This window comes from Streptomyces sp. DSM 118878 (assembly GCF_052936595.1).
On record NZ_CP193622.1, the window covers coordinates 6285770 to 6299387 of the forward strand.

Annotated in this window: 10 protein-coding genes and 1 pseudogene; 3 read left to right on the forward strand and 8 right to left on the reverse strand. The window is 67.7% G+C overall.

Annotated elements, in window-relative coordinates; translation table 11 throughout:
• Positions 1-3 precede the first annotated feature (3 nt).
• Together ACRAKF_RS28055 and ACRAKF_RS28060 are read right to left on the reverse strand one after the other, a co-directional pair.
• A complete protein-coding gene (locus ACRAKF_RS28055; RefSeq protein ID WP_447040317.1) occupies positions 4-1896 on the reverse strand; it encodes an ABC transporter substrate-binding protein in 1893 nt (630 codons plus the stop codon).
• 387 nt (positions 1897-2283) lie between these two features.
• A complete protein-coding gene (locus tag ACRAKF_RS28060; RefSeq protein WP_447042216.1) occupies positions 2284-3813 on the reverse strand; it encodes a MinD/ParA family ATP-binding protein in 1530 nt (509 codons plus the stop codon).
• A gap of 1276 nt (positions 3814-5089) precedes the next feature.
• On the opposite strand from ACRAKF_RS28060, the gene ACRAKF_RS28065 reads away from it, so the two are divergent.
• A complete protein-coding gene (locus ACRAKF_RS28065; protein ID WP_447042316.1) occupies positions 5090-5212 on the forward strand; it encodes a hypothetical protein in 123 nt (40 codons plus the stop codon).
• A 23-nt stretch (positions 5213-5235) separates the two neighbouring features.
• On the opposite strand, the pseudogene ACRAKF_RS28070 reads toward ACRAKF_RS28065, so the two are convergent.
• From ACRAKF_RS28070 to eccE, 3 genes and pseudogenes are all read right to left on the reverse strand, one after another.
• A pseudogene (locus tag ACRAKF_RS28070) lies at positions 5236-5508 on the reverse strand (hypothetical protein); the annotation flags it as partial.
• 127 nt (positions 5509-5635) lie between these two features.
• Positions 5636-6403, reverse strand: coding sequence for a hypothetical protein (locus tag ACRAKF_RS28075; protein ID WP_447040318.1), 768 nt, complete (start codon positions 6401-6403; stop codon positions 5636-5638).
• Positions 6403-7734: a type VII secretion protein EccE gene (eccE, locus tag ACRAKF_RS28080; RefSeq protein ID WP_447042218.1), complete on the reverse strand. Its 1332-nt coding sequence runs from the start codon at positions 7732-7734 to the stop codon at positions 6403-6405. The genes ACRAKF_RS28075 and eccE overlap by 1 nt, the downstream gene beginning before the upstream one ends.
• 205 nt (positions 7735-7939) lie before the next feature.
• Between eccE and eccB the strand changes: the two genes are divergently transcribed.
• Together eccB and mycP are read left to right on the forward strand one after the other, a co-directional pair.
• Positions 7940-9472: a type VII secretion protein EccB gene (gene eccB / locus ACRAKF_RS28085; RefSeq protein WP_447040319.1), complete on the forward strand. Its 1533-nt coding sequence runs from the start codon at positions 7940-7942 to the stop codon at positions 9470-9472.
• 19 nt (positions 9473-9491) lie between these two features.
• Positions 9492-10766 (forward strand): type VII secretion-associated serine protease mycosin, encoded by a 1275-nt coding sequence (mycP, locus tag ACRAKF_RS28090; RefSeq protein ID WP_447040320.1) that lies wholly within the window; start codon positions 9492-9494, stop codon positions 10764-10766.
• A 5-nt stretch (positions 10767-10771) separates the two neighbouring features.
• On the opposite strand, the gene ACRAKF_RS28095 is transcribed toward mycP, so the two are convergent.
• The 3 genes from ACRAKF_RS28095 to ACRAKF_RS28105 are packed head-to-tail and all read right to left on the reverse strand — an operon-like array spanning position 10772 to position 13562.
• Positions 10772-11242: a hypothetical protein gene (locus tag ACRAKF_RS28095; RefSeq protein WP_447040321.1), complete on the reverse strand. Its 471-nt coding sequence runs from the start codon at positions 11240-11242 to the stop codon at positions 10772-10774.
• Between the two features lie 58 nt (positions 11243-11300).
• A complete protein-coding gene (locus tag ACRAKF_RS28100; protein ID WP_447040322.1) occupies positions 11301-13082 on the reverse strand; it encodes an alpha/beta hydrolase in 1782 nt (593 codons plus the stop codon).
• Positions 13083-13091: 9 nt separating this feature from the next.
• On the reverse strand, positions 13092-13562 hold the full coding sequence (locus ACRAKF_RS28105; RefSeq protein ID WP_447040323.1) for a hypothetical protein: 471 nt from the start codon (positions 13560-13562) through the stop codon (positions 13092-13094).
• Positions 13563-13618 lie beyond the last annotated feature (56 nt).

Sequence of the window (13618 nt, forward strand, 5' to 3'; positions counted from 1 at the left end):
GCGTTACTCGCGGTCCTCTGCGGTCGAACGGCGGCGCAGGGCGAACAGGACTCCGCCGCCCACGAGCACCACCGCGGCAGCGGCGATACCGATGATGACACCGGTCGAGCTGCCGTCCTTGGAGGAACTCTTCCCATCCGCGGGGACGGCCGACCACCAGCTCCAGTATCCGTCCTGGCCGTAGATGTTGCCCGCGGCCGTCGGCATGGTGGTGATGGACTTGATCTGGTCGGTGCGGTAGGCCTCGACGGCGTTCGGGTACGCGAGGACGTTCATGTACCCGGAGTCGTACAGCCACGACTGCATCTGCTTGACGATGTCGGCACGCTTGCCCGGGTCGTACTCGGCGAGCTGCTTGTCGTACAGGTCGTCGAACTTCTTGTCGCAGATGAAGTTGTCCGTGGCGGCGCTCTCCTTGGCCTTCACCGGCAGCGCGGCGCAGGTGTGGATGCCGAGCACGAAGTCGGGGTCGGGGTTGACGGACCACCCGTCGAAGGCGAGGTCGTACTCACCCGCGTACCAGGGCACGGACACGTCGTCGAGGCACTCGACCTCAAGGCCGATGCCCAGATCCCCCCACCACTCCTTCAGGTACTTGCCCACGGCCTTGTCGTTGGGGTCCGTGGCGTGGCAGAGGATGCGGAAGTCCAGCGGCTTGCCGTCCTTGCCGACGCGCTTGCCGTCACCGTTCTTCTTGTAGCCCGCCTCGTCGAGGAGCCGGGCGGCCTTCTTCGGGTCGTACGCCATCTGCTGGTCGCTGCCCGGCTGCCAGGCGTACTCGGAGAAGCGCGGCGGGATGTAGCCCGCGCCCTCGACGGCGTGTCCCTGGAACACCTTGTCGACGATGGCCTTGCGGTCCACGGAGAGGAAGAGCGCCTGGCGCACCTTCTTGTCCAGGAGGGCCGGGTGCCCGTCACCGAACTTCTCGCCGTCGCGGGTCTTGGCCCCCGGGTTGGTGGCGATGGCGAAGAAACGCCGGCCAGGACCCTCGTTGACCTTGATGTTCTCCTCGTTCTTGAGCGAGTCGGCCTGCGCGGGCGTGAGCGCCGGCTGCCCTGCCACGAACGACACCTCACCCTTGCGGAGGGCGGAGACGGCCGCGTCCTGGTCCTTGTACATCTTGAAGACCAGCTCGTCGAACTTGGGCGCGCCGCGCCAGAAGTCCTTGTTGGCCTTCAGCCGCACGTACTGGTCGACCTTGTAGTCCGTCAGGATGAACGGCCCGTTGCCGACGACCGGGAAGTCCTTGTCGTTGTTGAACTTCGAGAGGTCGTCGACCTTCTCCCAGACGTGCTTGGGAACGATCGGCACATCCAGGGCGGCCATGGTGGCCTGCGGCTTCTTCAGCTCGATGACCAGCTTGGTGGGGCTGGGCGCGGTCACCTTCTTGAAGTTGGTGACGAAGTTCGAGTTCGCGGTGGCGGTGCCCTCCTTGGACATCACCTTGTTGAACGTCCATGCCGCGTCCTCGGCGGTGGCGGGCTTGCCGTCCGACCACTTGGAGTTGTCCCGGATGGTGTACGTCCACGTCAGCTTGTCGGCGGAGGGCTTCCAGTCAGTGGCGAACCCATCGATCGCACGGTTGTTCTTCGCGTCGTAGTTCGTCAGGTACTCGTAGGTGAGGCGGTGCAGGCTGGTGCTGAGCAGCCGCTGGGCAAGGAACGGGCTGAGCGAGTCGACGCTCTGCGCCGCGGCGACGGTGAGGACCTTCTTCCCGTCGTCCGCCTTGGCCTCGGCCTGCTGCGGGGCGAGATTGAGCGGCGTGGCGAGACCGGCCGTAAGGGTGAACGCGGCGGCACCCCCGGCGAGCACGAGCCGCAGACGGCCGCGGGGCCGTGGGGCGTGCGCGGTCGCTTCCGTCACTGCTCTTCCGCCGTGCTGATCTTGTGTGTCCATGGGTCGTGACCTCGCGTCATCGCTCGCGCAGGAATGGCTGGTCGAACTGGTTGAACGCTGGTTGATCAAGGAACGTCAGCTGGTTGCTGTGTGTTTACCAGCGCCGGTCAGCACACGTCAACGGCAGGTGAACCCCATGTGGCCTGCGGAAATAACGACTTGACGGCAACTTCACCCGCATTGGTCAAGACCTCTGACGCGGGGCTGGTGAGGGGGTGACGGCTGGGGGAGCAGCAGGTGGGCGGCTTTGGGAGTCGTGGGGGGTCGTGGGGGAGCCGTGCGGTGGGAGTCGTGGGGTGCGGCCGGACGGCGGAACGCACGGCGGGCCCGCGCCGAGGAACGGCACGGGCCCGCTGAGGTGAGATACGGGGCTACTGCTGGTGCTGCTTACTGCTGCGGAGGCTGTGGGGGCTGCTGGTAAGGGGCCGGGGCCTCCGGGTGCTGCGCGGGAGGCGGGACCTGCCAGCCTTGCGGCTGCTGGGGGTAGCCCTGCGGAGGCTGCTGGGCCTGTGGCGGCTGCTGAGGGGCATACGGCTGAGGCTGTCCCGGGTAAGGCGCCCCGCCGTACTGCGGCGGCTGCGGTTGCCCCTGTACCTGCCCCGGCATGGGCGGCGCCACCCGCGGCGGCGGATTCCCGTCCGAGGTCCAGAGCCCCTGCTGCTGCTGAGCCCGTACGAAGTCCTCGGCCACCATCGCCGAGAGATTGAAGTACGCCTCCCGCACCTTCGGCCGCATCATGTCGAGATCGACCTCGGCGCCGGCGGCGAGGTGCTCGTCGAAGGGAACGACGACGACCCCCCGGCACCGCGTCTCGAAGTGCGAAACGATGTCGTCCACCTTGATCATCTTCCCGGTCTCCCGCACGCCGGAGATGACGGTGATGGACCGTGAGACGAGATCCGCGTACCCGTGCGCGGACAGCCAGTCGAGCGTCGTGGACGCACTGCTGGCCCCGTCCACCGAAGGCGTGGAGATGATGATCAGCTGGTCGGCGAGATCGAGGACCCCCCGCATGGCGCTGTAGAGCAGCCCCGTACCCGAGTCCGTCAGGATGATCGGATACTGCTTCCCGAGCACGTCGATGGCGCGCCGGTAGTCCTCGTCGTTGAACGTGGTCGACACGGCGGGATCGACGTCGTTGGCGATGATCTCAAGACCGGACGCGGCCTGCGAGGTGAACCGCCGGATGTCCATGTACGAGTTGAGGTACGGGATCGCCTGGACCAGGTCACGGATGGTGGCCCCGGTCTCACGCCGCACGCGGCGCCCGAGCGTACCGGCGTCGGGGTTGGCGTCGATGGCGAGGATCTTGTCCTGCCGCTCGGTGGCGAGCGTCGACCCGAGCGCGGTCGTGGTCGTGGTCTTCCCGACGCCGCCCTTGAGGCTGATGACGGCGATCCGGTAGCAGGACAGCACCGGCGTCCGGATCAGCTCCAGCTTCCGCTGCCGCTCGGCCTCTTCCTTCTTGCCGCCGAGCTTGAAGCGACCGCCCCCGGAGGAGCGGCTGCTCTTGGCCTTGGGCTTGGTGTTGCGCAGCAGCCGGTCGGAGGACAGCTCGACGGCGGCGGTGTACCCGAGGGGAGCCCCGGGATTGGTCCGCTCCCGCTGATCATGCTGAACAGCCTGCGGCCAGGCGGCGCCGGTACGGGGGTCTATGGGGGCCTGAGGGGCCTGGGGGGCCTGGGGGGTCTGCTGGGCGTGCGGCTGCGGCTGAGCCGGCGGCTGGGGCTGGGCCTGCTGTGCCTGCGGGGCCGGCGGCTGCTGGGGGAACCCGTAACCACCGGCCTGTACGGGGGCGTCGCCGGCGCCGGGAGGCTGCGGGAACCCATAGGCCCCCTGCGGCGTGTGCCACCCGCCGGGAGCCTGGGCCTGCGGAGCCTGCGGCTGAACGGGCGGCTGCGGCTGGGGCTGGGGCATCGGCTGAGCCTGCGGCGGCACGGGCGCAGGCTGCGCCTGAACGGGCTCCGGCCCAGGCGCCGACGCCTGCACGGGCTGAGGCGCTACGGGATACGGGGCCTGGACGGGCGCCGCGGCCTGAACGGGCGGCTGCGCCTGGCCGGGGGGCGCACCCTGAACAGGCGGCTCGCCCTGAGCGGGAGGAGCACCCTGGACGGAAGCCGCAGGCTGTACCGGCGGCTCGCCCTGTACCGGCGGCTGTGCCTGTACCGGCGGCGCGGCCTGGGTGGGCGCGGGCCACTGCGGCGCGGCGGTCGGAGCCGCGGGCTGATAGGCGGGCGGCAACGGCGGAAGCCCACTTTGCGACGCGACCGGCGGCGGAGCCCAGGCGGCAGGCGCAGATTCCTCATCGCTGCTGTCGCCGGCAGCCGAGTCAGCCGCAGCGCCAGGCACGGCAGACACGCTAGACACGGCAGGCGGCACGACGTCGCGAGGAGCAACCTCGGGAGAAGCCCCACCGGCAGCGGCGGTCATGTCACCGGCAGCCGAGTCAGCGTCACCGGGCAGCTCGGCCGACCCGGCAGCTTCGTCGCCCGCAGAGGGCTCGGTGCTCTCGCTCTCGGCGACAGCCCCCGCGTCGGCGGCGGAACGCTCCTCGATCTCCCTCTTCAAGGCCCGCGCGGAGAACCGAATGGTGGCACCGCTCTCGAGGTCACCACTGTCCAGCCCGTCGACCGCAGGCGCGGGTTCGGGCTCGGGCGAGGACTCGGAAGCAAGGGAAGTCCGCGCCTCGTCACCACCAGAAAGCTCAGCACCATCACCCCCCGCCTCTCCAGCCGCAGCCGCAGCCGCAGCCGCATCCTGGGCCTTGGTCGTGTCCTCGGCCTTGGCCGCGGCCTCGGCGAGGTCGTCAACGTCGTTCTTCGACACAGCACCGGTCACGTGCACGGAGGCGGCGGGCCCGGCAACGGCGGAACTCCAGTCAGTGGCCCCACCGCCAGCGGCCTCAGCCGAGTCTTGCTGCTCCTCTGCGACATCATCGCGAGCCGCAGGCTGGAACCCACTCCCCACGGGAAGCTTCGGCACGGCCCTGGGAAGCCCTCCCGGAGAAGCAACCTCGTCGTCAGAAGCCCCGGCTTCCGCACCGACGGGCGAAACAGGCCCCCTGGGCGGAGCCAACGGCACAGGCGGCATGGCGAACGAAGGCACAGGAGCCGGCTCCGAAGCAGCAGCCGCAGACGCGGGCCCAGACGCAGACTCAGCCGCAGGCGGAACAAAGGGAGCCGTAGCGGAAGGCATGGGGGCAGGCGGCGCGGAGACCGGCGGCGTAGAGGCGGCCGGAGTGGAGACCGGCGGAGCCGAAGGCGTCTCGTCGGCACTGCCCGAAGCGTTCTGCGTGTACCAGGCGGGCGGCGCGTAGTCGATGGTGAACTCGCCCGTCGTCTCGGCAGCGGACTCCGCGTCGGACTGATCATCGACGGGTGAGTCCCAGCCCCCGCGGATCTCGTCCCGATCGCTGTTCACAATGCCTCCTGATGTGGTCGAGCACCCTCGTGCCGTGGTGGGGGGCGACCGTTCGTGTCGTCCGATCCGCCTGGCTCTCCCCGTTGAGGACGCGCACGACCCACTCGTGGGTTCTTGTGCCGCGCCTTGTCCCAGCCTAATCACCAAAACCAGGAGCACGGCAGGGCAGTCCACCCCACCAATGCTGTCCATCGCGTCACGCCCCACTCACGAGCGATCCACGTACATCAAACAGTGACGGACAAAGCGCACAACAACAGACACGGCGCTGCGAATTGAGAAACCCTACGCACGCCCCGCTCGCCCCGCCCCGCCCCGATCAGTCCATCCGCCGAGCGGTACCCAACAATCCGGTCTCGGCGTCCGTGGCCTGCGTCATCACGTACTGCCGGTCCCGATCGGCGCACCACAGGGTCACACCGTCCGCAAGCGTCGGCAGCGACCCGACGTCAGCGACCGGTAGCCCGAGCAACCGCCCGATCTGCACCGCTTCGTCCGGCGACACCCGTTGCACGCCCACCAGCCGCGCCTGCCGCACGAGCCGGGGCGCGACGGGACTCAGATAGGGCAGCACCGTAAGGACGGACTGCCAGGGCGCGGAAACGACCCGTCCCCGAGGCGGCCGCATCCCGCAGTCGCGCACCACCAACACGGGACTCCCCGCGGATGCTCCCTGCGGCGGCACCCGCCCCACGTCATGCACGGCCATCCCGCTCTGCCCTACCCCGAGCGCCTGCACCAACGCCCCCCAGGCCCCGGCCCGCCCGGTCTCCACCGCCACCCGAGCCCCGGTCGCGGCCGCCCGCAACGCGATGACCTGCGCCGTCCACAGTCCACCGATGAAGAGGATGTCGTACGGAGTGGGGCGATTGACGCCGAGCGTCGCGGGGCTGCCCTGTGCGTCCACGCCGATCACGACCCCGTCGTCACCGATCGGCAGCGCCAGCGCGTCCACCTGCTCCGCGGAGAGCGCGTGTCTGCCGTGTCGAGGACCGATCAGCCCGAATCCGCCCCGCAGCGCAGCAGTGAACGATCCCCTGGCCGGGGCACCCGGGGAACCCGTGACCGGAGGAGTCGAGACAGCCATCAACGAGCACCCCCGAGCGGCAGCGTCGCCAGCATCCCCGGCAACTGTTCGCGGTCCAGCCGTACCAGCCCCGTCCCGGCCTGACGGGCAGCCTGCTCCAAAGACCTTCGCGCGGCGACCAGTTCGGCATCTCCGCGGCCCGTCACCCGCAGATGACCGCGCAAGGAGATCTCCTGCCGTGCGCCGCGTCCGAGCGTGAGGCTGAAGGTCGTGGTCAGCGCCGGAACCGCAGTGAGAAGGGCTACGACCTGCGGCAGCGCAGGTCCCCCGGCCCCTCCCAACTGCGGCCAGCGCGCCACCCAGTAGGTGGTGTGGCGCCGGTTGTCACACCGCCAAGCACGCGGGGATTCCTCGGTCCTGCGCTCCGGAACCCCGGCCCGGCCGGCCTGAGCCGTCACCAGGGGATTGGCACAGGCGGAGGTCGCGATGGCGGAGGCCACCTCTTCCTCGTTCAGTACGGTCACGTGAAATCCCGCTCCTGTGAGTCGACTCGCGAGTTGGTCCGCGACCCGCACCACGCACTTCTGTGCACCGGCCAGACCGCCTCCGCGCGCCGCCACGGCCTCGGGGCAGAGTTCCGGATCGAGTTTGAGGGCGATCCAGGTGATCCGCACCGCGGGTGCCCCCGTGAGGGCCTGCAGCGGTGCGTAGTTGCTGACGGCCAGGGACTGTTGCGGAAGGTGCAGCGCGGGGGCGGGCTGGGTGTGCAGAACGATCTGGGCGGACTCGAGCCGGATGCCGTCCACTTCGAGCGCGTCCCGCACCAGGTTCACCGGGAGCGGCTGTCTTCCGCGGTCGGCCCGCAGCGCGGTCACATCCGATTCCACCTGCAGCATCGCGGTCACGAACGTTCCGTCGCCGACCATTCCGACCTCGCGACGGTCGCGGCCGCTGTAGGCGTACGTACGGAGGGCAGGGTCACACTCGACCGCTGGGGCGAAAGCGGGGTCGGTGCCCGGCGGTACCGATCTCCCCACGGAACTGCGTTGCCGGGCTTTCAACGCCCTTGCGGTTCCCAGCCATTGATGCAGCGGGCGCCCACGGCGACGTACGACGGCCAACAGCACCAACACCGCGGCGACCACGGATGCCGGGGCGAGCGCCAGTGGACCGATGGCCCAGGCCGCGACGAGCAGAGCGGCGGCGAGCTCCAGCAGAACGAGCCGCAGCAGGCGGAACGAACCCAACTGGTCGGTGCCCGGCCGCAGGTGGAGCGTGGCGGCGGGCCCGGGAATCCCTGACGTATCCGGCAAGCCGTTGCCGACCCGTGCCGGCGTCCGAGTGGCGGACTCCGTACGTCTTCCCCTCCGCCTGCGCGACGTTGAAGCCACCAGCCCCACCCCCGTAACTCTCCCGAACCGCCTTCTTGAGCAAGGTGCTTGGACCTCAATAACCTCACCCAGCCCGCACGTGCGATTACTCAACAGGCATAGTAGGGGCCCGGCCCGACAACGGAGAGCGCGGGCATGGGCATGGCCCGCCACCGCACGGGGAGCAGCAGCCACTCAGGTCGCTCATGGGGAGAACCAGACACGCATGGCATCACGACGGGACGAACTCAACGCGTACATCTTCGCGAAGCGCCGCACGCTGGCCGCGTTCATCCAGCCCTCGCCCTCGGGCTCGGAGGAAGGAGCGCCTCGCCCCCTGCGTGCGGTGGTGCCCGGCCTCATCGTCGCGGTGATCGTCCTGGCGGTCTTCGGCGCGTGGGGGATGTTCCGGCCGGCGGCCAAACCTGGCTGGGACAAGCCCAAGGAACACGTCATCATCGCGAGCGACTCGACGACCCGTTACGTCGTCCTGAAAACCCACGGCAAATCCCAACTGCACCCGGTCCTCAACATGGCGTCGGCGAAGCTCCTTCTCGACTCCGGCAAGGGTGAGGTCATCAACGTCGACGAGTCCGTGCTCGACAAGGGCACGATCCCGCACGGCGCCACCATCGGCATCCCGTATGCCCCCGACCGGTTGCCCTCGGCATCGGAGGCCGACTCCGCCAAACGCTGGGCGGTCTGCGAACGTCCGGTCGAGGGCGGCAGCAGCATTCAGAAAGCGGTGTTCGTCCTCGGGGAGCGTGACCGCAACAAGACCGAAGGCCGTGAACGTCTGCAGGGCGGCGAGCTGTTGTACGTCGTGGGCCCGGACAAGACACGCTACGTGGTCGACGCCCACGGCAGGGCGTTCCGGATCTCGGAGAGGGAGGAGCGTGGGCTCCTGCTGCGCATCCTCGTGGGGTCCGGGCGCGAACCGCAGCGGGTCTCCAAACAGTGGCTCGACACTCTGCTTCCCCGAGACGCGATTGCCTTCCCCGAGATCGACGGCCCTCCGGGTGCGGATGCGAAGGTGCCGGGCCTGCAGGACCACGCGGCTGACAAGGTCGGCATGATCCTCAAAGCGACGGACGGCGAAGGGCCCCAGCACTACGTGGTTCTTCCCGGGCGGATCGCCCCGGTCTCCGACTTCACCGCGAAACTCCTCCTCAGCAGCCCCGACCTGGTCACCCTCGGGCAGAACGGCCGGGCCCGGCAACTGAGCGCCGCGGCCTTCAGCCCCGGTACGAAGGAGTTCGGGGCGGAGTACAGATGGCCGCGTGAGGAGCCGAGGACCACCAACGAAGCGTCCACCACGCGCGGCAGTCGCAACACCGTGTGCAACGTCCTGCGCGACGTCGACGCCGACGACGGCGCGACGACTCTCAGCACCTGGGCAGGCACCGACTTCCCGGCCCCGCTTCCTACCGGCTCGTCCAGCGCGTACGTCACGCCGGGCTCGGGCCAGCTCTACCGGCAGTTCCTCGGCTCCGAGACGAAGGCCGGCGGCGTCTTCCTGGTCACCGACACGGGGCTCCGGTACGCGATGCAGTCCAACAGCGACAGCGCGACCGACGACGAGGGCATCGGCACCTCCGCGAAGCAGCGCAAGCAGCAACAGCAGGAGGCGCAACAAGCCCAGACGCGCCTCGGATACGGGGACACGGACGTGATCCCGATCCCAGCGGCCTGGTCCAAATTCCTGCCCACCGGGCCGCGACTGTCGACGGCCGCGGCCCGCCAGCCGCAGGGCTCCTGAGGCGTGAGGGGGCGCTGAGATGACGAACGCTTCCGTCGCGTTTTCCCGTGTGGTTTCCCGCAGTACGAGAAGGGCAGCCGGGGCCGCCGCGGCTGCTCTGACTCTCGCAGTGGCGACGCCGACGCCGGCCGCCGCCGATCCCTCGTCGTCCGGACAGTGCACGTTCCCCTCCAAGCCCTACGAGGGGCGCCCCTGGTCCCTGCAACGGGTGCTCCTGGACGAACTGTGGCTCCAGTCAACGGGCAAGGGGGTGCGCGTGGCGGTGATCGACACCGGCGTGGACACCAAGAATCCGCAGTTGAAACCCGCGGTGGACGTGTCCCGTGGCCGCAACTTCCTCCCCGCCAAGGACGACAAGGGAGAGAAGATCGAGCGAGGCAAGGCGAACGGTACGACGGACGGGGTCGGTCACGGCACCCGCGTCGCGGGCATCATCGCGGCACGCCCCGCCAAGGGCACCGGCTTCGTGGGCCTCGCACCGGACGTGACGATCATCCCGATCACGCAGAACGACGCGGAGGGCCACGGCACCGCGACGACACTCGCGAAAGCCATCGACCACGCGGTCGACGCCGGCGCGGACGTCATCAACATCTCCCAGGACACCGCCAACGCGGCGAAGCCCGCACCGGAGCTGAAGCGGGCAGTGGACAGGGCGCTCGGCCTGCGGCGGGTGGTGGTCGCCTCGGCGGGCAACGACGGCCTGGGCGGCAACATCAAGAAGACCTACCCCGCGTCCTACGACGGCGTGCTCGCGGTGGCGGCTTCGGACCGCAACAACGAACGAGCCGCCTTCTCCCAGTCCGGCGACTTCGTCGACGTGGCAGCCCCTGGTGTCGACATGATCTCCACGGTCCCGGGCGGCGGCCACTGCGCCGACAGCGGCACGAGCTTCGCGGCCCCGTACGTCGCCGGCCTGGCCGCCCTCATCAAATCCAAGCACCCCACCTGGACTCCGCGTCAGATCACGGCCCAGATCCAACAAACAGCGGAACGCTCCGTGCCCGGGCACGACCGCTTGGTCGGCTGGGGCATAGCGGACCCGATCCGCGCTCTGACGGAGGACAGCCACCCACTCGAATCCCCGACGCCACGGGAAGGCGTGACCCGGGCGGAAGCTCCCACTCCCGCGAAACTCCACCTGGGTGAGACAGCGGAAGAGCGCACGGCACGTATCGCCACGTATGTGGCGGTGGGGGCGGCGGTGCTCGTGGCGGGGCTCGGTGGAACGGGGGTGGCTGTGCGGGATACGCGACGCCGACGGACGCGGGAACGTCAACGCGAGGAAAGGTGAAGACCTCAGTACTGATCGACTCTTTCGCCTTCGGGTACCTGATAGCAGCCTGAGATGACTCGTACGGCCAACTTGGGAGGGCTGTCCTTCGCGTAGTGCGTGACGTGGACGCTGAACTTCCTCTTGTTATTGTCGGCAGTGAGGTTCAGGTTTTTGTTCGGGCTGGTGTCGCGCTCGTACTCCACGACCTTCCATCCATTCTTGGGCAGCTCCTCCCTGAGGCGCTTCATCACATCGTCAAGCCCCTTTGCCGATTCCGGCGTGAAGCTCCATGGGTGCAGCATGCGAAAGAACTTTTCGGGGTCTTTCTCTCCGCCACATCGAGTCACGCCGGGGCCGGGCTCGGAGACCTTCCCCTTCAGGTTGATGATGTCAAGGATGTCGCTGGATACCTTCTTCGTTTCAGTCCGTGCGACGTCAATGCTCCGTGTACCGGAAGAGGGGGCGGAGCTGTTGGTTCCGTTTGAATCATTCATGCCGCATCCCGTGAGTAGGACAGAAGTGAGAGACAGTAGAAGCGCTCCGGCCCGCGTTTCATTCTTCAAGGTCTACGTTCCCCGTCCTGCCTAGCACGACTTGGGCTTGGTTCTCGAGGCTGGTGGTGCCGCTGTCCCAATAGTCGCTGTGTCCATGTGTGTCCGTGGTCATCTGATTCGCCCCGAAGGGGTCATCGCTGGGGATGAGCCATACCCCGCCGCCCAGATTGAACTGACTTCCGCCGTGCCCGTATCGGCCGATGTCCGGCACCGGATCACCTGCCGCCTCCTGGTTCCAGACGTGCCCCCTGGGAACGTCCATCTCCGAGGCTGAACCAACCTGCACTCCTGGGCTACCCGCGAAAACTACGTCGTCTGCACTGAGATCGCCCTGCCGGGCCGCGGAGCCGATCAATGTGGTGCCGTATGAGTGCCCGATGACGGTTCGATGGCCCTCCGAATCGGCGGTGCGTGAGGCATCTAGTCCGTTCAGAAATTGATTGAAGGACGGTGCCCCATCGTCCGCGTAGTGCTTGAACGGTGCATCCTTGACGATGCTCTGCGGGGCGTCGTATCCGAGCCACGTGATCGTGGAGACGGATGCGCCTTCGCCGACCGCGTTGGCTTCTCTCCACAGATTCGTCATGCGGTCGATGTCTCCGCCGATCTTCCCCAGGTTCGAGGTCGTGCCGGGAACATAGACAGCTGTGTGATCAGCAGTATCCGGGTTCCCCGTGGCGATGACTGCGCGGCCGTTGCCTTCTGCGTTGAAGCCGAGCAGGTAGGCTTCAGGAAGACCTTCGGCCCCTGCGGAGTCGAAACGGTCCTGAATCTTCTGCATTCCATTGAGTGCATTCTCGAGGTGCTCTTTTCGCTCGCCGTACTTCCGGTGCCAGTCCATCCACTCATCGCTGTGTATCAAGCCCACGCGGCCGCCGCCGTTGACCCACTTATTAGCTGGCTCCGGCGGAATGGCTTTGAGTGCCACCTCATATTGGCCTTGCTTCTCGGCGAGCACCATGCGGTTGGCCTCATCGCGGACATCTGCCGGAAGGCCGTCCAGGGCTCCGGCCGAGGCGGGCCGGACGGCGACGTAATCGGCGCGCTCCTCCGCGGTGAGGCTCTTCCACCACTTCGCGTTGTCCTGGGGTGTACCGTCCTTGGGCGGCCCTCCAAGCGTCTCCACATACTCTTTCGCCGCCGCTCGAACCCCATGCATATCGGCCTGTGCATCGGACCAGTCCCGAGCGGAGACGGAGAGATCATCGTCAGCCTTGAGTGCCCGCAGCTTCGGTGCCCACTTCTCGTCGGCCTCTGTCGCCTCCCGGATGGCGGCGGCGATGCGGTCGGCATACTCCTGGGCGCGAGCATAGTTCGGGTTGGGGTCGAACCCGGCAGCCTGGCGATTCAGTCCGGCTGCCGTCTTGTCGGTCGTGCCGCTCGCTGTTCCCCCTGGGGGTTGTTCGCCGTCGGTCTTCTTACCGGCTGACGGATAACTGACCGTGCCATCAGGATTTACGGTGAATTTATCTGCCTGGGCAGCGTCAATGGCAGCGTCGAGTTTATTTTTGGCTGCGGCGAGGTCGTATGCAAAACCGTTGAGTGCCGTCCCGATTAAGCCGCACTCGACTTGGGTGTAGTGGAAATTTTCCGCCAGCTCGGAAAGTTGCTTGAGGGCCGCCTTGGTCGTTTCCCCTTCCAGGGACTTCCGCATTCCGGCGGTGACTTGTTTTTCGATGTGGTCCTTGGCTGCGCTTGCCATGTCGCTGGTCGCGCGATAGCCGTCCGCTGCGTTCTCGAACTTGGCGGGAATGAGGGTTTTGAGCGTCTTGTAATCCATTATTAGAGGTCACTGACCCTTCGCTTGGCCACCCGTGGCCGGCGTGTCCCTGTACACGACGGACAGATTCGCGAGCCCAGCTTCGACTGCCTCGTCGGTCTTTTGCTGGTGACGGCCCATCTGCTCCAGCAATTTCTGGAGGGAGCCACATCTGCGACTGACGTCTTTGACGTAGCGTTCCCATGAATCGTGGACAGTCTGCTGAGCTGCCGCACTAAGACACTGAGGGCCTTGACCGAGACCCTTTTGGCCGTCTTCCAGCTCCGCCAGCGCCTTGCTGATGTTCTCCCGCAGTGAGTCGACCCCTTCCCCGGCTCTTCTCCACGCGGCCTTGCTGGACTTGAGCCCCGTCGAGCCACCGCTGTCCCAGCCGTCTCCACCGCTGGCACCTGGGTCAGCCGGAGCCTGGTTGAGCTGCATCTGTGTGGGGTGACGCTCGGCCGCGCTGGCCTTGAGCTGTTCCCACTCATCCCACGCCATGCGTGGTCTCCCTCCTTCGGGTGTGCCACCCGGGGGCTGATGTGTCCCGGCGTTCA